Raw genomic sequence first — 26,453 nt, 5'->3', positions numbered from 1 at the left:
AAACGCTATAAACACAAAATCCCCTCATTGGCAAACAGTGAGGGGATTTTTTATTGCTTCTTTTTTTACTTTTCCAATCCTTTGTTATATCTTTGTAGCATAATGTATTATACAAATAACTGTAGATATGGGATTTTTTAGTTTTTTTTCAAAGGAAAAGAAGGAAACTTTAGATAAAGGATTATCTAAAACCAAAGAGAGCGTATTCAGTAAAATCGCTCGTGCCGTGGCTGGTAAGTCGAAAGTAGACGACGAAGTATTGGATAATCTGGAAGAAGTTTTGATCACATCTGACGTGGGGGTAGAGACAACTTTGAATATTATCAAACGTATCGAAAAACGGGCCGCTGCAGACAAATATGTGAATACTCAAGAGTTGAATCACATACTGCGTGATGAAATTGCTGCCCTTTTGACCGAGAATAATTCGGATGACGTAGCAGACTTTGATGTACCTATCAAGAAAAAGCCTTATGTAATGATGGTAGTGGGAGTAAACGGGGTAGGTAAAACAACAACAATCGGGAAATTAGCTTATCAATTCAAGAAAGCGGGCAAATCTGTTTATTTGGGTGCCGCCGATACATTCCGTGCAGCTGCCGTAGAGCAGTTGATGATCTGGGGTGAACGCGTAGGTGTGCCTGTTGTAAAACAGAAAATGGGTGCGGACCCTGCATCTGTCGCTTTCGATACACTGAGTTCTGCTGTTGCCAACAATGCGGATGTAGTGATTATCGATACGGCCGGCCGCTTACACAATAAAGTAGGCTTGATGAATGAGCTTACCAAGATAAAGAACGTCATGAAGAAGGTAGTACCCAATGCACCGGATGAAGTCCTGCTGGTATTGGATGGTTCTACCGGACAGAATGCTTTCGAGCAAGCCAAGCAATTTACATTGGCTACGGAGGTGACTGCAATGGCTATCACCAAGTTGGACGGAACCGCCAAAGGCGGAGTAGTGATCGGCATCTCCGACCAGTTCAAGATTCCTGTAAAATACATTGGATTGGGTGAAGGCATGGAAGATTTGCAAGTCTTCCGCAAAAATGAATTTGTTGATTCCCTGTTTGGAGAGAATGCATGAAAAGAAAGAGAATAGATATTATTACTTTAGGTTGTTCTAAAAATTTAGTAGACTCGGAGCAGTTGATGCGTCAGCTGGAAGAAGCAGGATACAGCGTAACTCATGATACAGAAAATCCGGAAGGGGAGATAGCGGTAATCAACACCTGCGGTTTCATCGGTGACGCGAAAGAAGAGTCTATCAATATGATTCTGGAATTTGCAGAAAGAAAAGAAGAAGGCGACTTGAAGAAACTGTTTGTAATGGGCTGTCTTTCCGAGCGTTATTTACAAGAACTGGCCATTGAAATACCACAGGTAGACAAGTTCTACGGCAAATTCAACTGGAAAGAACTCTTGCAGGACTTGGGAAAAACGTACCATGAGGAATTGTATATTGAGCGTACTTTGACCACTCCCAAGCATTATGCTTATCTGAAGATTTCAGAAGGATGTGACCGCAAGTGCTCTTATTGTGCTATTCCCATTATTACAGGACGCCATATATCCAAGTCGATGGAAGAAATACTGGATGAAGTCCGGTATCTGGTATCGCAAGGGGTAAAGGAGTTTCAGGTGATCGCTCAGGAATTGACGTATTACGGAGTCGATCTGTATAAAAAGCAAATGCTGCCCGAATTGATCGAACGTATCTCGGAAATTCCGGGTGTAGAGTGGATTCGTCTGCATTATGCGTATCCGGCACATTTTCCAACGGATTTATTTCGGGTGATGCGGGAACGCGATAATGTCTGCAAATATATGGATATAGCCTTGCAGCATATCAGTGACAACATGTTGAAACTGATGCGTCGGCAAGTAAGCAAAGAAGATACGTACAAGCTGATCGAACAGTTCCGTAAAGAAGTACCGGGTATCCATCTGCGCACTACGCTGATGGTAGGACATCCCGGAGAAACGGAAGAAGACTTTGAAGAGCTGAAAGAATTTGTACGCAAGGCGCGTTTCGACAGGATGGGGGCTTTCGCTTATTCTGAAGAAGAGGGTACTTATGCTGCCCAGCAATATGAAGACTCTATACCACAGGAGGTTAAACAAGCCCGACTGGACGAGCTAATGGATATCCAGCAAGGTATTTCAGCAGAATTGAGCGCTGCAAAAATTGGTCAGCAGATGAAAGTCATCATCGACCGGATCGAGGGAGATTATTATATCGGACGTACGGAATTTGATTCACCGGAGGTAGACCCAGAAGTATTGATCAGTGTTTCCAGAGAAGAACTTGAAGTCGGACAATTCTATCAGGTAGAAGTAACCGATGCGGACGATTTTGATTTATATGCAAAGATATTAAACAAGTATGAATAATAAGGAATTTACATCGGAACTGGCAGACAGACTGGGGTATACTATCAAAGACACTTCTGAACTGATAAGTTCTTTATTGTCTGACATGACACAGGAACTGGAAGACGGGAATGCGATTGCAATACAGGGCTTTGGTTCTTTTGAAGTGAAGAAAAAAGCGGAGCGCATTTCGATCAATCCGTCCACGAAGCAACGTATGCTGGTTCCTCCTAAATTGGTATTGACGTACAGACCCAGCAATACACTGAAAGACAAGTTTAAATAATATATATTTCCCATTATGAATGAAAGACTGACAATTCAAGACCTTATCGACTTATTGGCGGCTAAACATAGCATGACCAAGAAGGATGCCGAAGCATTCGTCAAAGAGTTTTTTCTCTTGATAGAACAAGCCCTGGAGAATGAGAAGACTGTGAAAATCAAAGGATTGGGGACTTTCAAACTTGTGGATGTAGATAGTCGGGAAAGCGTTAATGTCAACACAGGGGAACGTTTCCAGATAAAAGGTCATACCAAAGTATCGTTTACTCCGGACACCAATCTGAGAGATACAATAAATAAGCCTTTTGCACATTTTGAAACGGTAGTATTAAATGAAGGTACGGTATTGGAAGATACCCCTATGGAAGAATCCGATGAGGAGGAAGGTGCGGTTTCTGATACAGAGACTGAAATGATCGACTCTGAAATAGCAGGAAATGAAAATGCCGGTGGAGATATTCAGGAAGAAATACAACTGGAAGAACCTGTAATCGAAGAGCAGCCGACTGCTGAAGCAGTAGCTGTGGCTGAAGTTCCTGAAACTGACGCGAATGAAACCGGTCAACCTGAAACAGAACCGGAACTAATTGCAACAGAAGAACCAGAAGCTGAAGAATTGCCGGAAGTGAAAATTGAACCGAAACCGGAATCTGTATCTGAGGAAGCCCCAGGAGAAGAGCCTGTAGAGGAATCTTCGGAAACTGTTTTGGAACCTGACTTCAGTCCGGTGACAGAGGAACCTGCTAAGGAACAATCGGAAGAAACAATTATAGAAGAGCAGAAACCAGAGACTGAAACAACAGAAGAGGAGGAAGAGAAAACGGTTATTACAGAAAAAGCGGAAGTTACTGCAGAGCAAATTATAGCCCAAGAGCTTCATAAAGCAAATATGGAGCCTGTCACTCTCCAAGAACAGCCGGAAATAGAACAACCGAAAGCCACCTATACTGATAAAGACAGTGATAAAAAGGAAAAATCAGCTATTCCTTATTTAATAGCAACTATTATTATAGTCTTACTACTGTGCGGAGGAGCTATCCTGTTTATTTATTATCCGGATTTGTTCTCATCTTCGTCTGATAAGAATGTGGTTGATATACCGGAAGTTACTCAACCTGTGCAGCCGGAAGCACAGCTTTCAGATACAATTGCACACAAGGATACTGTGGTGGAAGCAGTCCAACCGCAACCTGTTGTCAAGAAGGAACCGACAGCGGAACCTGTCAAAGCAGAAAGTAAACCTGCCCAACAACAACCAACAGCTTCGGCATATTCGGATTCCGCATCCTACAAGATAACCGGTACCAAAACAAAATACACAATTAAAGAAGGAGAGACTTTAACGAAAGTTTCATTACGCTTTTACGGTACAAAAGCCATGTGGCCATATATCGTAAAACATAACCCGAAAGTAATCAAGAACCCCGATAACGTACCATACGGTACGACAATCGAGATACCGGAACTTACAAAAGAATAAAAACAAAAAACACCTATTCACCCGGCTCATACAGCAATGTATAGCCGGGTGAAATGTTACGTAAGTACAAAAGCGTATGAAAGTACCTTAATCTAAAGATTTCGCATTGTTTTTTAATAAAAATTAGTTGCAATCGTTAATTATATGGCGTACTTTTGGGAGCGAATTTAGAAGCCTTACACACTGGTAAGTCTTACACCTTAATTAATGAGAATTAAATAATAAAATATTAAGTATTTATGGCTGAATCAATTGATATCCGCGAACTGAATGAGCGGATTGAAAGACAAAGTGCTTTCGTTACCAATCTTACGACAGGTATGGACCAAATCATTGTTGGTCAGAAACATTTGGTTGAATCACTGCTTATCGGATTGCTTTCCGACGGACATGTTCTTTTAGAAGGTGTACCCGGTCTGGCAAAAACTTTGGCTATCAAAACACTCGCTTCCCTGATCGACGCGAAATATAGCCGTATTCAGTTCACTCCCGACTTATTGCCGGCCGATGTTATTGGTACAATGGTTTACAGTCAGAAAGATGAATCTTTCAAAGTACAAAGAGGACCTATCTTTGCCAACTTCGTATTAGCGGATGAAATAAACCGTGCTCCGGCCAAAGTACAGAGTGCCTTGCTGGAAGCCATGCAAGAACGTCAGGTTACTATTGGTAAGGAAACATTCATGTTGCCGGAACCTTTCTTAGTATTGGCCACTCAGAACCCGATTGAACAAGAAGGTACTTACCCGCTTCCTGAAGCACAGGTAGACCGTTTCATGCTGAAAGTAGTGATTGACTATCCGAAGCTGGAAGAAGAAAAACTGATTATCCGTCAGAATATCAACGGTGAGAAGTTCAATGTGAAACCTATCCTGAAAGCAGAAGAAATTATCGAAGCCCGCAAGGTGGTTCGCCAGGTTTATCTGGATGAGAAAATAGAACGTTATATTGTAGATATTGTATTTGCTACTCGTTTCCCCGAGAAATACGATCTCAAAGAACTGAAAGACATGATCGGATTTGGTGGCTCACCGCGTGCTTCTATCAATCTGGCACTAGCTGCCCGCACATACGCTTTCATCAAACGCCGCGGCTATGTAATCCCGGAAGATGTACGTGCTGTTGCGCATGATGTTCTTCGTCACCGTATTGGACTGACATACGAGGCGGAAGCCAACAACATGACTTCGGACGAAATCATCAGCAAGATTCTGAACAAGGTTGAAGTGCCCTAATCTGCCGTAATATTACAATGCAGTAAAAGGTAGTCAAGTGTATTTTACTTAACTACCTGACTACTTACTACTTTAACTACTGTATAAATGGAAACAAGTGAAATATTAAAAAAAGTTCGTCAGATTGAAATCAAGACACGAGGACTGTCTAACAATATCTTTGCAGGCCAATACCATTCGGCTTTCAAAGGTAGAGGTATGTCGTTCTCTGAAGTCCGTGAGTATCAGTTCGGCGACGATATACGCGACATCGACTGGAATGTGACGGCACGATTCAACAAACCTTATGTGAAGGTGTTTGAAGAAGAGCGCGAACTGACAGTGATGTTGATGGTCGATGTTTCCGGAAGTTTGGAATTTGGTACGGTTAAACAACTGAAGAAGGATATGGTAACGGAAATTGCAGCTACTCTTGCATTTTCCGCTATACAAAACAACGATAAAATTGGTGTGATCTTCTTTTCAGACCGGATAGAAAAGTTTATTCCTCCTAAAAAGGGACGTAAACACATTCTATATATTATCCGCGAACTGATTGACTTCCAACCGGAAAGCCGTCGTACCAATATTCGTCTCGCATTGGAGTATCTGACTAATGTAATGAAAAGACGTTGTACAGCGTTTATTCTATCTGACTTCATCGATCAGGATAACTTTAAAAACGCTCTGACTATTGCCAACCGAAAGCATGACGTAGTGGCATTGCAGGTTTACGATAGGAGAGTGAGTGATCTTCCTCCGGTGGGACTGATGCGAATAAAAGATGCGGAAACCGGCCATGAACAATGGATCGATACTTCTTCCAAAGCTGTACGCCGGGCACACCGTGACTGGTGGATAAACAAACAGACCGAACTGAACGACACATTTACCAAAAGTAATGTTGACTCCGTATCTGTGAGAACCGACCAGGATTACGTAAAGGCATTGCTGAATTTATTTGCCAAACGAAATTAATGGAATCAAAGATGAATAGAAATATTATTCTGATAGCATTGTTATGTCTGCTTTCTATAGGTAGAACTGTGGCACAGTCTGTTACAGTGGAAGCTAAGATAGATTCGTTGCAGATATTAATTGGCGAACAGGCGAAAGTACAATTACAAGTAGCGATGGACGCCAAACAACGTGCTGTTTTTCCTGCTTATACCGATACACTGGTGCGAGGGGTAGAAATTATAGAAACCGCCAAACCGGATACACAATTTCTGAATGATCGCCAACGAATGCTGATTACTCAGGAATACATTGTTACCTCGTTTGACTCAGCTCTCTATTATCTTCCGCCGATGCCTGTCACTGTGGATGGCAAAGAATATAGATCGAAAGCTCTGGCATTGAAAGTATATTCTATGCCAGTTGACACATTGCATCCAGACCAGTTCTTCGGACAGAAAACGGTGATGAAAGCGCCTTTCGCATGGGAAGACTGGTATGGGCTGATCGGTTGCTCATTTCTTGCATTGCCTTTACTCGGCTTATTGATCTATCTGATCATTCGTATACGTGATAACAAACCGATTATCCGTAAGATAAAAGTAGAACCTAAGTTGCCACCACATCAGGCTGCTATGAAGGAAATCGAACGTATCAAGAATGAGAAAGTATGGCAGAAAGGACAGCCGAAGGCATATTATACGGAATTGACAGATACTCTTCGTACTTATATTAAAGATCGTTTCGGATTCAATGCACTAGAGATGACTTCTTCTGAAATCATCGATAAGTTATTGGAAATGAATGATAAAGAGGCAATATCAGATTTGAAGGAACTCTTCCAGACAGCTGATTTAGTAAAATTTGCCAAGCATGATCCGCAAATGAATGAAAATGATGCGAATTTGATTAATGCAATCGACTTTATCAACGAAACAAAGCAACCGGAAGAGGAGAATCAGAAACCGCAACCAACGGAAATCACAATTATCGAGAAACGTTCTCTGCGTACTAAAATATTATTAATCTGCGGTATTGTATTCTTGTCAGCAGCATTAATAGGTACTTTTGTATATATAGGTATGCAGCTTTATGATCTCTTTGCATAATGTGGTGTGAATACTAAATAGTAAACTGTTAAATCGAAAATAAAATGGTTTTTGCCAATATTGAATATCTGTTTTTGCTATTATTGCTTATACCTTATATTGTATGGTATATCTTGAAGCGAAAGAAAACTGAAGCTACCCTTCAGATTTCGGATGCACGGGTATATGCGCATACTCCTAAAAGTTATAAGAATTATTTGCTACATGCTCCATTTATACTGCGCGTCATTGCATTGGCTTTGATTATTGTGGTATTAGCGCGTCCGCAAAGCACTAATAAGTGGCAAAACAGCGAAATAGAGGGAATTGATATTATGCTGGCTATCGACGTGTCTACCAGTATGCTGGCGGAAGACTTGAAGCCAAACAGACTGGAAGCTGCTAAAGATGTAGCAGCCGAATTTATTAACGGACGCCCGAATGATAATATTGGTATCACTCTGTTTGCCGGAGAAACATTCACTCAATGCCCGCTGACTGTGGACCATGCTGTATTGCTGGATATGATTCATAATATCAAATGTGGCCTTATTGAAGATGGTACAGCTGTTGGTATGGGAGTTGCAAATGCTGTAACCCGCCTGAAAGACAGTAAAGCGAAATCAAAAGTTATCATCTTATTGACGGATGGTACCAATAATAAAGGAGATATTTCGCCATTGACAGCCGCTGAGATTGCCAAAAGTTTCGGTATCCGTGTGTATACCATCGGAGTGGGTACGAATGGAATGGCTCCATATCCTTATCCGGTCGGTAATACAGTACAGTATATCAATATGCCGGTGGAAATCGATGAGAAAACACTGACTCAGATTGCCGGTACTACCGATGGTAACTATTTCAGAGCTACGAGCAACTCGAAACTGAAAGAGGTATATGAAGAAATTGACAAGCTGGAGAAAACAAAGTTGAACGTAAAAGAGTATAGCAAACGGGAAGAAGACTATCGCTGGTTTGCACTGGCTGCTTTCCTTTGTGTACTACTGGAAGTTTTATTGCGTAATTCAATACTCAAGAAAATTCCGTAGGAATGTTTCGTCAATCGTGATTTGTAACGTAAAATAGGAAGAAGATGTTTCGATTTGAAGAACCTGCATATTTATATTTATTGCTGCTATTACCGTTTTTAGCAGCTTTCTACTTGTATTCCAATTACAGGAGACGGAGAAATATCCGACGTTTTGGAGATCCGGAATTGTTAGCGCAATTAATGCCGGATGTATCTAAATATCGACCGGATGTGAAATTTTGGCTCATCTTTGCCGCTATCGGCTTATTCTCAGTATTGCTGGCTCGTCCGCAATTTGGTTCCAAGCAGGAAACGGTGAAACGTAAAGGGGTGGAAGTGATTATAGCTCTGGATATATCTAATTCTATGCTGGCGCAGGATGTGCAGCCCAGCCGTTTGGAAAAAGCCAAGAGATTAATATCCAGATTGGTAGATGAATTAGATAACGACAAAGTCGGTATGATCGTATTTGCCGGAGATGCTTTTACCCAGCTACCGATCACGAGCGATTATATTTCCGCCAAAATGTTTTTGGAATCTATCAGCCCATCGCTGATTTCCAAGCAGGGTACAGCAATCGGAGAGGCAATCAACCTGGCAACCCGCAGTTTTACTCCGCAAGAAGGAGTGGGACGTGCTATCATTGTCATCACGGATGGTGAGAATCATGAAGGTGGCGCTGTAGAAGCTGCTAAAGCTGCTGCCGAAAAAGGGATTCAGGTAAGTGTGCTGGGAGTAGGTATGCCCGAAGGTGCTCCTATTCCTGTAGAAGGTACCAATGATTATCGCCGTGACCGCGAAGGTAATGTAATTGTAACCCGTCTGAATGAGGGCATGTGTCAAGAAATAGCCAAAGACGGAAAGGGTATCTATGTACGGGTAGATAATTCTAATTCTGCTCAAAAGGCTATCAGTCAGGAAATAAGTAAGATGGCTAAGTCTGATGTGGAATCGAAAATATATACGGATTTCAACGAACAGTTTCAGGCTATTGCATGGATCATTTTACTATTGTTACTAGCTGAGATGTTAATTTTGGATCGTAAGAATCCATTATTCAAAAACGTTCATCTGTTCTCTAATAAGAAGTAAGCTATGCGTATGTTAAAAATGAAATATATCCTGTTTGCTGCTTTTCTGTTATCGGCTGCCGGCGTTTCGGCACAGAAAGCAGAGCGTGACTATATCCGCAAAGGAAATCGTCTGTTCAATGATAGTGTATTCGTAGATGCAGAAGTTAATTATCGCAAGGCTTTGGAAGTTAATCCTAAATCTGCTGTATCCATGTACAATTTGGGAAATACGCTCTCACAACAACAAAAGTTTCAGGAAGCCATGGAGCAATATGATTCTGCCAGCAAAATAGAAAAGGATAAAATGAAATTGGCACACATTTACCATAATATGGGAGTGCTTTTTCAAGCTGGTAAAGATTATGCAAAAGCAGTGGATGCCTACAAAATGTCGCTGCGCAACAATCCTGCAGATCATGAAACACGGTATAACCTGGCACTCGCTCAAAAGATGTTGAAAGACCAACAGAATCAGCAGGATCAAGATCAAAATCAAGACCAGAATAAAGATCAGCAGCAGAAGCAAGACCAGAAACAGGATCAAAACAAAGATAAACAGAACGATCAGAAGAAAGACGACCAAAAGGATCAGCAACAACCGCCGAAGCCTGAAAAACAAGATAATCAGATGTCAAAGGAAAATGCTGAACAGTTACTTAACTCTGTGATGCAGGATGAGAAAGACGTACAGGACAAAGTGAAGAAACAACAGAAAGTTATTCAGGGCGGTCGTCTGGAAAAAGATTGGTAATAATAAAAAGTTGATGATATAAATTTCATAAGCAATGAAAAAACTGATTGTTATATTGATGGCATTGATAGCATATAGCACCCAAGCGCTTGCCGACAAGGTGTCATTCACTGCTTCCGCTCCCGATGTAGTGGTTGTAGGGGATCAATTCAGGCTATCTTATACAGTAACCACACAAAAAGTTAAAGACTTTCAGGCACCGGCTATCAAAGGATTCGACGTCCTGATGGGGCCAAGCCGTTCTCAGCAAAGTAGTACACAGATAATGAATGGTAATGTCACCTCTACAAGTAGTATTACATTCACTTATATATTGATGGCAAATACTGCCGGTGAATATACAATCCCCGGAGCTTCTATTGTAGCTGATGGCAACCAGATGGTTTCAAACTCCGTAAAGGTGAAGGTTTTGCCACAAGACCAAGCTAGTAATGGAGGACAAAATGACGGTAGCTCATCTGCACGCTCTTCATCCGGTACAAGTGTATCTAACCAGGATTTGTTTATCACAGCAACTGCCAGTAAAACGAATGTATACGAGCAGGAAGCATTTGTCTTAACCTATAAAATATACACCAGAGAACATGACTTGCAATTGAATAATGCCAAACTGCCTGACTTTAAAGGATTTCATTCTCAAGAAATTGAAATGAATGCAAATGCAAGATGGACACAGGAGCATTATAAAGGACGTAACTATAATACGACAATCTATCGCCAATTCGTATTATTTCCCCAGCAACCAGGTAAGTTATTTATAGAACCGGCACAGTTCCAGATGACGGTAGGTAAAGCTGTACAATCTGACGATCCTTTTGATGCATTTTTCAATGGTGGAAGCAATGTAGTTAAAGTACCGAAATCTATCGTTACTCCTAAAATAGCAATTAATGTCAATCCGCTTCCTGCTGGTAAACCTGCAAACTTTTCAGGTGGAGTGGGAGAGTTCAACATTTCTTCTTCCATTAATAGCAAGGAGCTGAAAACTAATGATGCTATCACCATTAAGTTGGTAATCTCCGGCACCGGAAACCTAAAGCTGATTTCTAATCCAGAAATTAAGTTCCCGGATGACTTTGAAGTATATGATCCGAAGGTGGACAACCAAGTCAGATTAACTCAGGAAGGTCTTACAGGAAACAAAGTCATTGAATATCTGGCTATTCCAAGACATGCAGGCAATTATAAAATCCCGGGGGCATCTTTCAGCTATTTCGATATCCGTTCAAAATCTTACAAAACGTTGAAAACGGAAGACTACGTAATCAATGTTGAGAAAGGTGCAGGAAATGCTGATCAGGTGATTGCCAATTTCACCAATAAAGAAGACTTGAAAGTATTGGGTGAAGATATCCGTTACATTAAGCAAAATGAAGTTACTCTCCAACCTAAGGGTAGTTTCTTCTATGGCTCAATGACCTATTGGCTATTCTATATCATTCCTGCTTTAGCCTTCATCATCTTCTTTATCATCTACCGCAAACAAGCCGCTACAAATGCCAATGTTGCTAAAATGAAAACAAAGAAAGCTAATAAGGTAGCAACCAAGCGCATGAAACTAGCCGGTAAGTTGCTCTCTGAAAACAAGAAAGATGCCTTCTATGATGAAGTACTGAAAGCATTGTGGGGATATATCAGCGACAAACTCAGTATTCCGGTTTCCCGTTTGTCGAAAGACAATATTGAAGAGAAGCTGAGAAACCATGGAGTAAGTGAAGAACTAATTAAAGAATTCCTGAATGCATTGAATGATTGTGAATTTGCTCGTTTCGCTCCAGGTGATGAAAATCAGGCAATGGATAAAGTCTACTCTTCTTCAATAGAAGTGATAAGCAGAATGGAAAATTCAATAAAACATTAACCCAGAAGAGATTGTGTCATGAAAAAAATATTGTTTTTTATATTATTATCAATGTCAGTTACTTGCTTCGGACAGGGAACTCAGAGCATTGATTCTATACAAATAACTGAAGCTGATTCTATCCATGCGGGTTCACATACATTTTCTGATACGAAATTGGAAGATGTAACAAAAGCCGAAGGAGATTCCGCATATATAAAAGATGATTATGCAACTGCTATCCAAATATATGAATCCTTATTAAAAAATGGGGAATCTGCGGATGTGTACTATAATTTAGGAAACAGTTACTACAAAGCTGGAGAAATTGCAAAAGCCGTACTCAACTACGAACGTGCTTTGCTTATGAAACCAGGAAACAGCGACATCCGTGCCAATCTGGAAGTGGCACGCGCTAAAACAATAGATAAAGTAGAACCTGTTCCGGAAGTTTTCTTTGTATCATGGACCAAAGCCTTGATAAACAGTATGAGTGTAGACGCATGGGCTACATGGGGAATTGTCTCCTTTATTCTATTTATCATCGCTTTTTACTTCTTTATTTTCTCCAAGCAGATTATACTAAAAAAAACAGGATTTATATCAGGTATCGTTTTCTTAATCGTTGTGATATGCTCTAATCTTTTTGCTTCAGAGCAAAAAGAACGTTTAGTAAATAGAAGCGAAGCGATCGTCATGAATCCTAGTGTAACAGTTCGCAGCACTCCGAGTGAAAGTGGAACAAGTTTGTTCATCCTTCATGAGGGACGTAAGGTCAGTATCAAAGATAACTCAATGAAAGAATGGAAAGAAATTCGCTTGGAAGACGGCAAAGTAGGATGGGTACCGGCTTCCGCTATTGAAGTGATATAAAATTCGTAAACAGAATTTAGGAATTTAGGAAAAAAGATAAGCAAATAATTTGTTTTATCTTTTTTTTTGCTTAAGTTTATAGCGTGATAAAAAATTAAATACAATATAGTATTAACCATTAAATTTATGAGACATGAGAACAATAACATTTAATGAACTTCGCAAGATTAAAGATTCATTGCCTAGCGGTAGCATGCATAGAATAGCAGACGAACTTGGTTTGCACGTAGATACAGTGCGCAACTTCTTCGGAGGCCATAATTTCAAGGAAGGAAAAAGTGTCGGAATACATCTTGAGCCTGGTCCGGATGGCGGGCTTGTAATGCTAGATGACACAACTGTTCTCGACCGGGCTCTAAAAATTTTAGATGAAATAAACATGAGTATGCAAAAAGAACAAGCTACCGAACCTATGCAAATTTAAAATATAAAACAAGAATCCCAATTGCCCAAACAATTGGGATTTCTTATTTGTTTACCTTCAAAAACAGATTATTATGGAAGATAAATTAGTAACCTTAGCTATTCTGACTTATACAAAAGCTCAGATTCTAAAGAATGTCCTCGAAAATGAAGGAATAGAAACATACATTCATAACGTAAATCAAATACAACCTGTTGTATCTTCAGGAGTACGTCTGCGAATTAAAGAAAGTGATCTACCACGTGCATTAAAAATAACGGAAAGTTCTACTTGGTTATCTGAAAGTATAGTGGGAGAGAAGACACCTAAGGTAGATAGTAAATCGAACAAAATTTTAATACCTGTCGACTTCTCCAATTATTCGATGAAAGCGTGTGAATTTGGCTTTAATTTGGCCAAAACTGAGAATTCTGAAGTGATTCTATTACATGTTTACTTTACACCGATATACGCTTCGTCATTACCATATGGCGATGTATTCAATTATCAGATCGGAGATGAAGAATCTGTTAAAACAATCATCCAGCAGGTCCATTCAGATCTCAACGCACTATCTGATAAGATTAAGGAAAAAGTTGCATCTGGAGAATTTCCGGATATCAAATATAGTTGCATTTTACGAGAAGGAATTCCGGAGGAAGAAATCTTAAGATATGCCAAGGAGCAACGTCCTAAGGTTATCATTATGGGAACGCGTGGAAAAAGCCAGAAAGACATTGACTTAATTGGCAGTGTAACAGCTGAAATTATTGATCGAAGCCGCACAGCAGTATTGGCTATTCCGGAAAATACTCCATTCAAAGAATTCAATGAAGTAAAACGTATTGCTTTCTTAACCAATTTTGATCAGAGAGACTTGATTGCTTTTGAAGCATTTTTCAACACATGGAAATCTTTCCATTTTTCAGTCTCATTAATACATCTGGCTGAATCCAAAGATACTTGGAATGAAATTAAACTTGCAGGTATCAAAGACTATTTCCAAAAACAATATCCCGGGCTTGAAATTCATTATGATGTGGTAATGAATGATAATCTATTAAAAGGACTTGACAAGTATATCAAAGATAATCAGATAGATATAATAACATTAACTTCCTATAAGAGGAATATATTTGCACGATTATTTAACCCGAGCATTGCTCGTAAAATGATTTTCCATTCTGATACGCCATTGCTTGTTATTAACGGATGATGAGAAAGAACGAAAATAAGCTGTTTACGTTTAGGGAATAATGATGATTCTCTTTTTGTGAGAAAATAAAAAAGAGGCTATACCAATTTTCTATTAAACATAATCATCATTATATAGTTTGATAAAAATCAGAATCATCATTCAAGCTTCTTTATTTGTAAAAATAAAAAGACTATCCCAATTTAAATTTTGGGATAGTCTTTTATAATAACTGACTTAATATAATTATTTCATCATCTTATCGATTTCTTCAAATTCAGGACCCATGTTCAGATTATAGTAAACACGGTAAAGCCCCTGTAACCACAAATCTTTTTGATCAGGTTTCAAAGCTCTGGCTTTTTCGTAGAATGGCTTAGCTTCTTCATAGAATTTCTTCACTGTAGCTTGTGCCTCTGCATATTTAGGATCATTGATATCTGTTGTAGCTTTATCAGCATAATCCTGAGCCTTCATCAAATACACTAATCCTACATTAGAATATGCTTCTGCATATTCAGGATCTGCAGCAATAGCTTTCTTGTAGAACTCAATAGCATTATCATATTCTTTCATATTATGATAAAGATATGCTTTCACATAAAGATACAACTTGTTATTGGCATCAGTAGACAACATTCTATCAGCAAATTCCATAGCTTTAGAAGCTTGGTTAGAGCTAGTATAGTAATCTACCAAATTCGCAAAGAAATAATCATTTCCAGGGAATTTTAAAATACCTTCTTCCAATGATTTAACCCATGCCGCAGTATCACCTTTAGCTTTATATGCATCTGCCATCAATTGCATTGCAAACTTACCGCCATCTTTGTCATCCAATGCAGCAGGAGCATATTTAATAATTGCATCTTTATCTCCTACTCTGTCAGCAGCCAATGTTGCGTAATATGCTATTTGTGCCAAAAGAGTATCTGTTTTAGCCAAATTTTGCTCTGCCAACATAGGATAAGAAGCTGATTCTACGTATGTTGCAAAGAATTGCAAAGCTTCCTTATTCTTATCAAGGTTAAAGAATTGAATACCACCGTTGATCAAATTAGGACGTTCAACCAATATAGTTGAAGCATTTGCTTTTCTATATTTGTTTTTAATTTTACCTTTTTCATTAGGTACTTGAGCTAGATCATCACATTTAGTATAATACTCAAACATTTTTAAAATGCTGTTGTATGCCTTCAATGTGTCAAACGGCTGTTTCAGAACACCTTTCTTATCACGTTCTTCTTCGATAAAACGTTTCTGAATAAATCCAGCAACGTCCCATGTGTCAGGAAGATCCTTGGTCTCAGGGTTCTTAATGGCTTCATTAATCAGCTTTTCAGCTTGATTAAAATTCGGTTTTACATCACTGGCAATGCTTTTGGCTTCTTTTACATTCTTCATTTGAGCGAATGATAAGCTTACGGCCATCAATAAAACCATTGAAAATAATACTCTTTTCATGATTGTTGTTTGATTAATTATTAATATTATGTCTATTCCTCAATTTCGTTGTTATTTTCATTAACATCTGTAGCAGTATCTGCATTGTCAACATCCTGATCAGTAGTCAGATCACTAACAATAGTACCCTCTGCTTCTTCTGCAGGAACTTCATCCTCAAGACTTTCTGTCATTACTTTACATACAGAACCAATCTGATCATTACGTTTTTCAAGATTAATCAGACGAACACCTTGAGTAGCACGTCCCATAATGCGGACATCGGCAACTTTCAGACGGATAGTTATTCCAGACTTATTGATAATCATTAAGTCATTCTCATCGGTCACTGACTTAATTGTTACCAACTTACCTGTTTTTTCAGTAATATTCATGGTCTTTACACCCTTGCCACCGCGATTAGTCTTACGATAATCTTCAATTTCAGAGCGCTTACCATATCCCTGTTCAGAAACAACCATTACGGATTCTGTTTCCAAATCTTTGATACATATCATTCCTATTACTTCATCTTGACCATCATTATCCAATGTAATACCACGTACACCTGTAGCCGTACGTCCCATTACACGAACTGCAGCTTCATGGAAACGAATAGCCCGACCATTGCGATTAGCAATAATGATTTCATTATTACCATTCGTCATTCGAACTTCAATTACACTGTCATCCTCACGAATTGTAATAGCATTTACACCATTCTGACGCGGGCGTGAATATTGTTCAAGCAATGTCTTCTTGATAACACCCTTCTTCGTACAGAATAATACGTAATGACTATTAATATATTCAGTGTCATCCAGGCTCTTAACACGCAAATATGCAGTTACACTGTCATCAGAGTCTATATTTAACAGGTTTTGTATAGCACGTCCTTTGGAATTCTTCGTTCCTTCTGGTATCTCATAAACTTTCAGCCAATAACATTTACCTTTTTGTGTAAAGAACATCATGGTATTGTGCATAGTAGCCGGATATATATGCTCTACAAAGTCCGCATCACGAGTTTCTGTTCCCTTAGAGCCTACTCCACCACGATTCTGCGCACGGAATTCTGTTAATGGCGTGCGTTTGATATATCCCATATGAGAAATTGTGATAATCATCTGATCATCAGCATAGAAGTCCTCCGGATTAAACTCTTCGGAAGAATAAACGATTTCAGAACGACGTTCGTCACCATATTTCGCTTTAACTTCCAATAATTCATCTTTCATCACCTTACGACATACCTCATCATCAGCCAAAATACTTTCCAAATAAGCAATCTGTTTCATGATTTCTTCGTATTCAGCATGAAGCTGATCCTGCATCAGACCAGTCAACTGACGCAAACGCATCTCTACAATTGCACGTGACTGTATTTCTGTCAGATTAAAACGTTCTATCAAACCTGCAATAGCATCATTTGGAGTCTTAGCTGCACGAATAATACGAATAACTTCATCAATATTATCAGAAGCAATGATTAAACCTTCAAGGATATGTGCACGTTCCTTTGCTTTACGCAGATCAAACTGAGTACGGCGGATAACTACTTCGTGCCTGTGCTCTACGAAGTATTTAATCATATCTCTCAGATTCAATGTCTTAGGACGTCCGTGAACCAATGCAACATTATTCACACCGAAGGAAGTCTGCAAGGCTGTCATCTTATACAACTTATTCAGCACTACGCTTGCATTAGCATCACGTTTTACATCAATAACGATACGCATACCGTCACGGTCAGACTCGTCGTTTGCATTCGAGATACCTTCTATTCTCTTATCATTAACAAGATCAGCAATATATTTGATCAGTTCAGCCTTATTAACATTATAAGGGATCTCAGTCACTACGATTTTATCATGTGTCTGTCCGGTTTCAATTTCCGCTTTTGCACGCATTACTACACGTCCACGACCTGTCAGATATCCTTCACGTACTCCGCTGATACCATATATATAACCACCTGTAGGGAAATCCGGAGCTTTGACATAAGTCATCAGTTCCTCTACTGTGATTTCCTGATTATCAATATATGCTTCACAAGCATCAATTACTTCCGAAAGATTATGAGGAGGCATATTAGTTGCCATACCTACCGCAATACCGGAAGCACCATTAACCAAAAGATTAGGAATACGGGTCGGCATCACCTTCGGCTCTGTCAACGTATTATCAAAGTTAGGTTCGAAGTCTACAGTTTCCTTATACAGGTCATCCATCATCGCTTCACCCAACTTGTTTAGACGAGCCTCCGTATAACGCATGGCAGCGGGGCTATCACCATCTACAGAACCAAAGTTACCTTGGCCATCTACTAAAGGATAACGCATTGCCCATTCCTGAGCCATACGCACCATAGCATAATAAACTGAAGAGTCTCCATGCGGATGGTACTTACCCAATACTTCACCCACGATTCTTGCAGATTTTTTATAAGGTTTGTCTGAAGTATTACCCAATTCCATCATTCCGTATAAAATTCTACGGTGAACGGGCTTAAATCCATCTCTAACATCCGGAAGGGCACGTGAAACAATGACCGACATGGAGTAGTCAATGTACGATGACTTCATTTCCTCCTCGATGTTAATCTTTATAATTCTGTCTTGTTCAAGCATTTAAAATGATTATTAATTATACATTGTATGGTCTGTGAAAAACCACGCTAAAGTACTACTTTTCCACGATATACGAAAGTTTTTCCGAAGAAAGTTTTTTTCTGCTTGAAGGACAGTCTGTTTGTCTATATTTAGTTATTAAAATTAAAAATTTCAAGGAGCGAATTGACTTCTAACCATTAATATTAGAAAAAGAAATGAGAAAAAGAATAAATACTACCATTAAGGAGACCATATTTGTGAAAAACAGGGAGTGGTATTTGTTATACCTTATATATATAATACAAAGCATTGTTTTTATGGCACGCCATTTGTAGATATAAGAAATAAAGCAAATATGCAATACAAACTTGATTAAATACGTATATTTGCCAGTAAATAACCCCTTAGAAGAAAAGGAAAAAGTATGAATAATCAATTCTCACAAAGAGTTTCCGACATTATCGTCTATAGCAAGGAAGAAGCTAACCGGTTGAGGAGTAGGCATATCGGACCTGAGCACCTACTTCTGGGAATGCTTCGTGACGGTGAAGGAAAAGCTATCGAGATATTGTCAAAACTCAACACCAATTTAGCTGCAGTAAAGCAGCAGATTGAAGCTCGGCTGAAGACAGAAGCTGATGATATGCTATTGCCTGATGCAGAGATACCGTTGTCTAATGACGCGGCAAAAATATTAAAAATGTGTATTTTAGAAGCACGTGGAATGAAAAGTAATATAGCTGATACAGAGCATGTTTTGTTAGCGATCCTAAGAGAAAGAAACAATATGGCTGCTTCCGTGCTCGAAGCTAATGACGTTAATTACGTGAAAGTGTTGGAACAAGCCACATTGCAACCGGATGTAAATTCCGGTATGGGATTTCCGGAAGACGATGATGATGAAGAAATGTCTTCTCCCCGATCTGGTGGAAGCGGTTCTGAAGAACGCCAGCAACAGGCGCAAACAGCTTCAAAAAAACCGGCCAATGACACGCCTGTACTTGACAATTTCGGTACAGATATGACAAAAGCGGCAGAAGAAGGACGTTTGGACCCTGTGGTAGGCAGAGAAAAGGAAATTGAACGCTTGGCTCAAATTCTGAGTCGCCGCAAAAAGAACAATCCGATTCTGATCGGTGAACCTGGTGTAGGAAAATCAGCAATCGTTGAAGGACTAGCTTTGAGAATTATTCAAAAGAAAGTCTCACGCATCTTGTTTGATAAGCGAGTAGTAGCTCTTGACATGACCGCAGTTGTGGCAGGAACAAAATACCGTGGTCAGTTTGAAGAGCGTATTCGTTCCATTCTCAACGAGTTACAAAGGAATCCGAATGTGATCCTGTTCATTGATGAGATCCATACAATTGTAGGTGCAGGTTCTGCAGCCGGTTCAATGGATGCAGCCAATATGCTGAAACCTGCATTGGCACGCGGCGAAATACAATGTATTGGTGCTACTACCCTTGATGAATACCGTAAGAATATAGAAAAAGACGGTGCTTTGGAACGTCGTTTCCAAAAAGTTATGGTGGAACCCACTACTGCTGCCGAAACTCTTCAGATTCTGCGTAACATCAAGGATAAATATGAAGATCATCATAACGTGAACTATACAGATGAAGCATTGGAAGCTTGTGTCAAGTTGACAGACCGTTATATTACGGACCGTAACTTCCCTGATAAAGCTATTGACGCTTTGGATGAAGCAGGATCACGTGTACATCTGACCAACGTCAATGTGCCCAAGGAAATCGAAGAGCAGGAAAAACTCATCGAAGAAGCTAAAAGCAAGAAAAATGAAGCTGTGAAATCGCAAAATTTTGAACTCGCTGCCAGTTTCCGAGATAAGGAGAAAGAGCTTACGCTTCAGTTGGACGAAATGAAACGGGAATGGGAAAACAGCCTGAAAGAGAACAGACAGACTGTTGATGCAGAGGAAATTGCCAATGTTATTTCTATGATGTCCGGCATTCCGGTACAGCGTATGGCGCAAGCCGAAGGAATTAAGCTAGCCGGCATGAAGGAGGATCTGCAATCGAAAGTGATCGCACAAGATCCGGCTATAGAGAAACTGGTTAAAGCTATTTTAAGAAGCCGTGTGGGATTGAAGGATCCCAATAAGCCCATTGGAACCTTTATGTTCTTAGGCCCGACTGGTGTAGGTAAAACCCATTTAGCCAAAGAATTGGCAAAATATATGTTCGGCTCTTCCGATGCACTGATTCGTATAGACATGAGCGAATTTATGGAAAAATTCACTGTCTCACGTCTGGTCGGAGCTCCTCCGGGATATGTAGGATATGAAGAAGGCGGACAATTAACTGAAAAAGTACGTCGCAAACCTTATTCTATCGTCTTGCTTGATGAGATCGAAAAAGCACATCCGGATGTGTTCAATCTCCTTCTTCAAGTGATGGACGAAGGCCGTCTAACTGACAGTTATGGCAGAATGGTTGATTTTAAAAATACAGTTATTATCATGACTTCCAATATTGGCACCCGCCAGTTAAAGGAGTTTGGACGTGGTGTAGGATTTGCTACACAAAGCCGTCTGGATGATAAAGAGTTCTCGCGAAGTGTTATACAAAAAGCATTAAATAAATCATTCGCGCCAGAATTTATCAATCGTGTCGATGAAATCATAACATTTGACCAACTCTCTTTGGAAGCTATCACGAAAATCATTGATATTGAGCTAAAAGGACTATATGATCGTATTGAATCTATTGGATATAAGCTAGTTATTGATGATGAAGCAAAAAGATTTGTGGCCGAAAAAGGATACGACGTGCAATTCGGAGCCCGCCCTTTAAAACGAGCTATTCAAACTCATCTAGAGGATGGACTGTCAGAACTCATTATAACTTCTTCTCTGAAAGAAAAAGATGTCATTCAAGTCTCTCTGAATAAAGAGAAAGGTGAATTGGAGATGAAAGTTATTGCATCTTGAAAGAAGATTGCTTAAATAAGATAAGTTATAAAATATGCCAGAATGTCAGACCTTAGGGTCTGGCATTTTTTTTGTCTCTATCTGAACAAATATCAATTAAAAACATTCTAATAAATAAACCAAAAAAATATACGTTATTATGCAAAAAGGTAATATTGGGGTTACAACAGAGAACATTTTCCCTATCATCAAAAAGTTCTTGTACAGTGACCATGAAATTTTTCTTCGCGAATTAGTGTCTAACGCAGTAGATGCCACTCAGAAACTGAATACCCTTGCTTCCATTGGAGAGTTTAAAGGTGAACTGGGCGATCTGACAATTCACGTTGAATTAGGTAAAGACACTATTACTATCTCCGACCGTGGTATTGGTCTGACTGCAGAAGAAATAGAAAAGTACATTAATCAGATTGCATTTTCAGGAGCAAATGATTTTCTGGAAAAATACAAAGATGATGCAAATGCAATCATCGGACATTTCGGTTTAGGCTTCTATTCTGCCTTTATGGTTGCAAAAAAGGTTGAAATTATCACCAAATCCTACAGAGACGAAGCACAAGCTATAAAATGGACTTGTGATGGTAGCCCTGAATTCACTATTGAAGAAGTAGATAAGGCAGATCGTGGTTCAGATATCATCTTATATATCGATGACGATTGCAAAGAATTCCTCGAAGAAGCACGTGTTTCTGAGCTTCTGAAGAAATATTGCAGCTTCCTTCCTGTCCCCATTGCATTCGGAAAAAAGAAAGAATGGAAAGATGGCAAACAGATAGAAACCACTGAAGACAATATTATTAACGATACCACTCCATTGTGGACTCGTAAGCCGAGCGAACTGTCGGACGAGGATTATAAGTCGTTCTATACCAAGTTGTACCCGATGTCAGACGAGCCATTATTTTGGATTCATCTGAATGTAGATTACCCGTTCCATCTGACCGGTATCCTCTATTTCCCGAAAGTAAAGAGCAATATTGAGCTGAATAAAAATAAGATTCAATTATATTGCAACCAAGTATATGTAACGGATTCTGTAGAAGGAATTGTACCGGACTTCTTGACTTTATTACATGGAGTTATTGATTCTCCGGATATTCCATTGAATGTATCCCGTTCTTATTTGCAAAGCGACTCGAATGTGAAGAAGATTTCTACCTATATCACAAAGAAAGTTTCCGATCGCCTGCAATCGATTTTCAAGAACGACCGCAAACAGTTTGAAGAGAAGTGGAATGATTTGAAAATATTTATCAATTACGGCATGCTTACTCAAGAGGATTTCTATGAGAAAGCGCAAAAATTCGCCCTTTTCACCGATACAGATAACAAACATTATACATTTGAAGAGTATCAGACCCTTATTAAAGATAATCAGACAGACAAAGATGGAAATCTGATCTATTTGTATGCTAATAATAAGGATGAACAATTCAGTTATATCGAGGCTGCCACCAACAAGGGGTACAATGTTCTGCTTATGGATGGTCAATTAGATGTAGCTATGGTAAGTATGTTGGAACAGAAGTTTGAGAAATCTCGCTTCACCCGTGTAGACAGCGATGTTATCGACAACCTTATCATCAAAGAAGACAAGAAAAACGAGACATTGGAAGGAGAAAAGCAAGAAGCTATCACAACTGCTTTCAAGAGCCAATTGCCCAAAATGGATAAAGTTGAGTTCAATGTAATGACACAGGCATTGGGAGACAATTCAGCTCCGGTGATGATTACTCAAAGCGAATATATGCGTCGTATGAAGGAAATGGCAAATATTCAGGCCGGAATGAGCTTCTATGGAGAGATGCCGGATATGTTCAATCTGGTTCTGAACTCCGACCATAAGCTTATCAAGCAAGTGCTTGACGAAGAAGAAGCAGCTTGTCACCCTGAAGTAGCTCCTATACAAACAGAGATGAATAGTGTCAGCAAGCGTCGCAATGAACTAAAAGACAGCCAAAAAGACAAGAAGGAAGAAGATATTCCTACTGCAGAGAAAGATGAATTGAATGAGCTGGATAAAAAATGGGATGAACTGAAAAATAAAAAAGAAGGCATCTTTGCAGGATATGCCAGCAACAACAAGGTAATCCGTCAACTCATCGACCTGGCTTTATTGCAAAACAATATGCTAAAAGGTGAAGCTCTGAACAACTTCGTGAAGCGCAGTATTGAGCTGATTTAATACCGCCCCTTTATTTATAACATAAATCAATGAAAGAGCATTCAACACTAAAACGTGTTGCAATGCTCTTTTTTCATCATAAAACGAACGCTAAAATATCGATAAATTGGAAAGTATTGTATATATTTGAACACTAAATGATAAATACTTCAATTGTTTGATTTGGGTTATGAGAAAAATACTTTTAGTGTTAATTGCTATATGGTTATTCATGCCGACTGTCTGTGCCCAAAAAGTAGGTCTTGTCTTAAGTGGTGGCGGTGCCAAAGGATTGACACACATCGGCATCATTCGCGCCTTAGAAGAAAATAACATTCCTATCGATTATATTACAGGAACTTCCATGGGAGCCATTATCGGCTCTCTTTATGCGATGGGGTATTCTCCTGATGATATGGAAGAATTATTGAAGTCAGAAGACTTTAAAAGATGGTATTCTGGACAAATAGAAGAGAAATACGTATACCACTTCAAGAAAAATGTCCCGACACCGGAGTTTTTTAATATCCGTTTCTCATTCAAAGACTCATTAAAAAACTTCAAACCACAATTTCTGCCCACAAGCGTAGTAAATCCCATACAGATGAATCTGGTTTTTGTAGATTTGTATGCACGCGCTACAGCTTCGTGTAAAGGCGATTTCGACAAGTTGTTCGTTCCTTTCCGATGCATAGCTTCTGATGTCTACAATAAAAAGCAACTCGTAATGAGAAACGGAGATTTGGGAGATGCCGTCCGAGCTTCCATGAGCTTTCCCTTTATGTTTAAGCCTATAGAGATTGACAATGTGCTGGCATATGACGGAGGGATCTACAATAATTTCCCAACAGACGTTATGAGAGACGATTTTCATCCGGATATTATAATTGGAAGTGTGGTATCTACAAACCCCACCAAACCCAAGGAAAATGACCTCATGAGCCAGATAGAAAACATGGTCATGCAAAAAACCGACTATTCTATTCCGGATTCAATGGGTATTCTGATGACATTCAAATATGACAATGTCAGCTTGATGGATTTTCAGCGAATAGATGAATTGCATGATATCGGATATAACCGAACCATAAGCATGATGGATTCTATAAAAAGCCGTATACAAAGGAGGGTTAATTTGGATAATATACGTTTGAGAAGAATGGTATACCGAAGCAACTATCCGGAATTACGCTTCAAAAACATCATTATTGACGGAGCCAATCCCCAACAACAGGCATATATTAAAAAAGAATTTCATAGCTCTGACAATAAGGAATTCACTTACGAAGACTTGAAAGAAGGCTATTTCCGGCTGCTTTCAGACAACATGATTTCCGAAATCATCCCGCACGCCGTATATAATCCGAAGGACGAAACGTATGACCTGCATTTAAAAGTCAAACTGGAAAATAATTTTGCCGTACGATTAGGTGGGAATATTTCCACGTCCAACTCGAATCAAATTTATCTCGGGCTCAGCTATCAGGATTTAAATTACTATGCGAAAGAATTTCTTTTTGACGGTCAACTCGGGAAAGTCTATAATAATGCACAATTCATGGCTAAGATCGACTTTTCTACTGCGATCCCGACCTCTTACCGCTTTATCGCATCTATTACTACTTTCGACTATTTTAAGAAAGACAAGTTATTTTCCAGAAATGACAAGCCAGCATTTAATCAGAAAGACGAACGCTTCCTTAAACTTCAGGTAGGGCTACCGTTCCTTTTAAGTAAACGAGCTGAATTTGGAATAGGAATCGCCAGAATAGAAGACAAATATTTCCAGAGAAATATCATCGATTTTGAGAAAGACAGATTCGACAGAAGCCGTTATGATTTATTCGGCGGCTCTATCAGCTTCAATGGAAGCACACTTAATTCACGGCAATACCCGACACAAGGCTACAAAGAAGCTCTTGTTGCACAGATATTCATGGGACGGGAAAGATTCTATCCAGGTGAAGAGACCAAAGGAGTTCAAATAAATAAAGAACACCATTCCTGGCTGCAATTATCATATATGAAAGAAAAATACCATACGATGAGCGAACACTGGGTTTTGGGATGGTATTTAAAAGCTTTGTACGCTTCCAAGAACTTTTCCGAGAATTATACGGCGACTATGATGCAAGCAGGTGAGTTTTCACCTACTCTACATAGTAAACTCACCTATAATGAAGCTTTCCGCGCCAATCAATTTGTGGGAGCCGGCATTCGTCCCATCTATCGTCTCAATCAAATGTTCCATCTGCGAGGTGAATTTTATGGTTTTATGCCTATATATCCGATTGAAAGAAACTCATTAAATAAGGCATATTATGGAAAAGCCTTCTCTAAATTCGAATATTTGGGAGAAATTTCTGTTGTGTGTCAATTACCGTTCGGAGACATCTCTGCTTATGTAAATCATTATAGCTCACCGAGAAGGGAGTGGAATGTCGGGTTAAGTATCGGTTTCCAACTGTTTAATTACCGTTTCATCGAATAATTTTCTACAAAAAAAAGTCGCCGAATGCTTGCTAATTCGGGAAAAGTACGTATCTTTGCACCCGTTAAAACGAAACAATGGTCGCGTAGCTCAACTGAATAGAGTAGCTGACTACGGATCAGCTGGTTACAGGTTTGAATCCTGTCGCGATCACTTTTTCGGAAAAACAGAATGGCCGCGTAGCTCAACTGAATAGAGTAGCTGACTACGGATCAGCCGGTTACAGGTTTG

19 protein-coding genes and 1 tRNA gene are annotated in these 26,453 nt (G+C 39.4%); 18 read left to right on the top strand and 2 right to left on the bottom strand.

The annotated features are described in order from the left end of the window. Window positions 1-127: 127 nt before the first annotated feature. The 14 genes from ftsY to KTR07_RS10645 all read left to right on the top strand — a co-directional run bounded on the left by ftsY (window position 128) and on the right by KTR07_RS10645 (window position 14,583). A complete protein-coding gene (gene ftsY, locus KTR07_RS10710; RefSeq protein WP_011107516.1) occupies window positions 128-1,087 on the top strand; it encodes a signal recognition particle-docking protein FtsY in 960 nt (319 codons plus the stop codon). Further along, on the top strand, window positions 1,084-2,394 hold the full coding sequence (rimO, locus tag KTR07_RS10705) for a 30S ribosomal protein S12 methylthiotransferase RimO (RefSeq protein WP_008765734.1): 1,311 nt from the start codon (window positions 1,084-1,086) through the stop codon (window positions 2,392-2,394). Before ftsY ends, rimO begins: the two co-directional genes overlap by 4 nt. Further along, on the top strand, window positions 2,387-2,659 hold the full coding sequence (locus KTR07_RS10700) for an HU family DNA-binding protein (protein WP_008761575.1): 273 nt from the start codon (window positions 2,387-2,389) through the stop codon (window positions 2,657-2,659). The genes rimO and KTR07_RS10700 overlap by 8 nt, the downstream gene beginning before the upstream one ends. Before the next feature lie 15 nt (window positions 2,660-2,674). Beyond that, entirely contained in the window at window positions 2,675-4,138 is a 1,464-nt protein-coding gene (locus KTR07_RS10695) for an HU family DNA-binding protein (RefSeq protein ID WP_008765733.1), read from the top strand. Between the two features lie 239 nt (window positions 4,139-4,377). Next, the gene (locus KTR07_RS10690; protein ID WP_008761573.1) at window positions 4,378-5,373 is read left to right on the top strand and encodes a MoxR family ATPase; all 996 of its coding nucleotides are present in this window, start codon (window positions 4,378-4,380) and stop codon (window positions 5,371-5,373) included. 87 nt (window positions 5,374-5,460) lie between these two features. Continuing rightward, the gene (locus KTR07_RS10685; RefSeq protein WP_008761572.1) at window positions 5,461-6,330 is read left to right on the top strand and encodes a DUF58 domain-containing protein; all 870 of its coding nucleotides are present in this window, start codon (window positions 5,461-5,463) and stop codon (window positions 6,328-6,330) included. Further along, window positions 6,330-7,418, top strand: coding sequence for a BatD family protein (locus KTR07_RS10680; RefSeq protein WP_011107515.1), 1,089 nt, complete (start codon window positions 6,330-6,332; stop codon window positions 7,416-7,418). Before KTR07_RS10685 ends, KTR07_RS10680 begins: the two co-directional genes overlap by 1 nt. Window positions 7,419-7,462: 44 nt before the next feature. Next, complete coding sequence (locus KTR07_RS10675; RefSeq protein WP_008761570.1) at window positions 7,463-8,446, top strand: VWA domain-containing protein; 984 nt, start codon at window positions 7,463-7,465, stop codon at window positions 8,444-8,446. A gap of 44 nt (window positions 8,447-8,490) precedes the next feature. After that, window positions 8,491-9,519, top strand: a complete 1,029-nt coding sequence (locus tag KTR07_RS10670; RefSeq protein ID WP_008761569.1) for a VWA domain-containing protein — start codon at window positions 8,491-8,493, stop codon at window positions 9,517-9,519. Window positions 9,520-9,528: 9 nt separating this feature from the next. Beyond that, the gene (locus KTR07_RS10665) at window positions 9,529-10,251 is read left to right on the top strand and encodes a tetratricopeptide repeat protein (RefSeq protein ID WP_172685117.1); all 723 of its coding nucleotides are present in this window, start codon (window positions 9,529-9,531) and stop codon (window positions 10,249-10,251) included. A gap of 34 nt (window positions 10,252-10,285) precedes the next feature. Continuing rightward, on the top strand, window positions 10,286-12,112 hold the full coding sequence (locus KTR07_RS10660) for a BatD family protein (protein WP_008765731.1): 1,827 nt from the start codon (window positions 10,286-10,288) through the stop codon (window positions 12,110-12,112). A gap of 18 nt (window positions 12,113-12,130) precedes the next feature. After that, window positions 12,131-12,964 (top strand): tetratricopeptide repeat protein, encoded by an 834-nt coding sequence (locus KTR07_RS10655; protein ID WP_008765730.1) that lies wholly within the window; start codon window positions 12,131-12,133, stop codon window positions 12,962-12,964. A 133-nt stretch (window positions 12,965-13,097) separates the two neighbouring features. After that, entirely contained in the window at window positions 13,098-13,388 is a 291-nt protein-coding gene (locus KTR07_RS10650; protein WP_008761566.1) for a hypothetical protein, read from the top strand. Window positions 13,389-13,461: 73 nt separating this feature from the next. Beyond that, window positions 13,462-14,583 carry a universal stress protein gene (locus KTR07_RS10645; protein WP_008765729.1) on the top strand — a complete coding sequence of 374 codons (1,122 nt, stop codon included), beginning with the start codon at window positions 13,462-13,464 and terminating at the stop codon, window positions 14,581-14,583. A gap of 225 nt (window positions 14,584-14,808) precedes the next feature. Here the strand turns inward: KTR07_RS10645 and KTR07_RS10640 are convergent, their stop codons facing one another. Together KTR07_RS10640 and gyrA are read right to left on the bottom strand one after the other, a co-directional pair. Continuing rightward, window positions 14,809-16,026, bottom strand: a complete 1,218-nt coding sequence (locus KTR07_RS10640; RefSeq protein WP_008765728.1) for a M48 family metallopeptidase — start codon at window positions 16,024-16,026, stop codon at window positions 14,809-14,811. 32 nt (window positions 16,027-16,058) lie between these two features. Then, window positions 16,059-18,635: a DNA gyrase subunit A gene (gyrA, locus tag KTR07_RS10635; RefSeq protein ID WP_008765727.1), complete on the bottom strand. Its 2,577-nt coding sequence runs from the start codon at window positions 18,633-18,635 to the stop codon at window positions 16,059-16,061. A gap of 406 nt (window positions 18,636-19,041) precedes the next feature. Here gyrA and KTR07_RS10630 point away from each other — a divergent pair, with 406 nt between their 5' ends. The 4 genes from KTR07_RS10630 (at window position 19,042) to KTR07_RS10615 (ending at window position 26,375) form a co-directional block, all read left to right on the top strand. Then, a complete protein-coding gene (locus KTR07_RS10630; RefSeq protein ID WP_008765726.1) occupies window positions 19,042-21,567 on the top strand; it encodes an ATP-dependent Clp protease ATP-binding subunit in 2,526 nt (841 codons plus the stop codon). Window positions 21,568-21,706: 139 nt separating this feature from the next. Beyond that, on the top strand, window positions 21,707-23,752 hold the full coding sequence (htpG, locus tag KTR07_RS10625; protein ID WP_008765725.1) for a molecular chaperone HtpG: 2,046 nt from the start codon (window positions 21,707-21,709) through the stop codon (window positions 23,750-23,752). 169 nt (window positions 23,753-23,921) lie between these two features. Continuing rightward, on the top strand, window positions 23,922-26,222 hold the full coding sequence (locus KTR07_RS10620) for a patatin-like phospholipase family protein (protein ID WP_032840909.1): 2,301 nt from the start codon (window positions 23,922-23,924) through the stop codon (window positions 26,220-26,222). Between the two features lie 79 nt (window positions 26,223-26,301). Next, window positions 26,302-26,375, top strand: a tRNA-Arg gene (locus KTR07_RS10615). Window positions 26,376-26,453: the final 78 nt, after the last annotated feature.

Source organism: Bacteroides sp. MSK.20.82, assembly GCF_019052485.1.
Lineage (GTDB): Bacteria > Bacteroidota > Bacteroidia > Bacteroidales > Bacteroidaceae > Bacteroides > Bacteroides thetaiotaomicron.
Note: the sequence above shows the minus strand (reverse complement) of the source record. Positions and strands in the feature narration are given on the sequence as shown.

Excerpts from the sequence above, each read along its gene's own strand:
- KTR07_RS10620 (WP_032840909.1), top strand. The coding sequence starts at position 23,922 with ATGAGAAAAATACTTTTAGTGTTAATTGCTATATGGTTATTCATGCCG.
- KTR07_RS10655 (WP_008765730.1), top strand. The coding sequence starts at position 12,131 with ATGAAAAAAATATTGTTTTTTATATTATTATCAATGTCAGTTACTTGC.
- htpG (WP_008765725.1), top strand. The coding sequence starts at position 21,707 with ATGCAAAAAGGTAATATTGGGGTTACAACAGAGAACATTTTCCCTATC.
- KTR07_RS10660 (WP_008765731.1), top strand. The coding sequence starts at position 10,286 with ATGAAAAAACTGATTGTTATATTGATGGCATTGATAGCATATAGCACC.
- KTR07_RS10665 (WP_172685117.1), top strand. The coding sequence starts at position 9,529 with ATGTTAAAAATGAAATATATCCTGTTTGCTGCTTTTCTGTTATCGGCT.
- KTR07_RS10695 (WP_008765733.1), top strand. The coding sequence starts at position 2,675 with ATGAATGAAAGACTGACAATTCAAGACCTTATCGACTTATTGGCGGCT.
- KTR07_RS10640 (WP_008765728.1), bottom strand. The coding sequence starts at position 16,026 with ATGAAAAGAGTATTATTTTCAATGGTTTTATTGATGGCCGTAAGCTTA.
- KTR07_RS10680 (WP_011107515.1), top strand. The coding sequence starts at position 6,330 with ATGGAATCAAAGATGAATAGAAATATTATTCTGATAGCATTGTTATGT.
- rimO (WP_008765734.1), top strand. The coding sequence starts at position 1,084 with ATGAAAAGAAAGAGAATAGATATTATTACTTTAGGTTGTTCTAAAAAT.
- ftsY (WP_011107516.1), top strand. The coding sequence starts at position 128 with ATGGGATTTTTTAGTTTTTTTTCAAAGGAAAAGAAGGAAACTTTAGAT.
- KTR07_RS10685 (WP_008761572.1), top strand. The coding sequence starts at position 5,461 with ATGGAAACAAGTGAAATATTAAAAAAAGTTCGTCAGATTGAAATCAAG.
- gyrA (WP_008765727.1), bottom strand. The coding sequence starts at position 18,635 with ATGCTTGAACAAGACAGAATTATAAAGATTAACATCGAGGAGGAAATG.
- KTR07_RS10690 (WP_008761573.1), top strand. The coding sequence starts at position 4,378 with ATGGCTGAATCAATTGATATCCGCGAACTGAATGAGCGGATTGAAAGA.
- KTR07_RS10670 (WP_008761569.1), top strand. The coding sequence starts at position 8,491 with ATGTTTCGATTTGAAGAACCTGCATATTTATATTTATTGCTGCTATTA.
- KTR07_RS10645 (WP_008765729.1), top strand. The coding sequence starts at position 13,462 with ATGGAAGATAAATTAGTAACCTTAGCTATTCTGACTTATACAAAAGCT.
- KTR07_RS10630 (WP_008765726.1), top strand. The coding sequence starts at position 19,042 with ATGAATAATCAATTCTCACAAAGAGTTTCCGACATTATCGTCTATAGC.
- KTR07_RS10675 (WP_008761570.1), top strand. The coding sequence starts at position 7,463 with ATGGTTTTTGCCAATATTGAATATCTGTTTTTGCTATTATTGCTTATA.
- KTR07_RS10700 (WP_008761575.1), top strand. The coding sequence starts at position 2,387 with ATGAATAATAAGGAATTTACATCGGAACTGGCAGACAGACTGGGGTAT.
- KTR07_RS10650 (WP_008761566.1), top strand. The coding sequence starts at position 13,098 with ATGAGAACAATAACATTTAATGAACTTCGCAAGATTAAAGATTCATTG.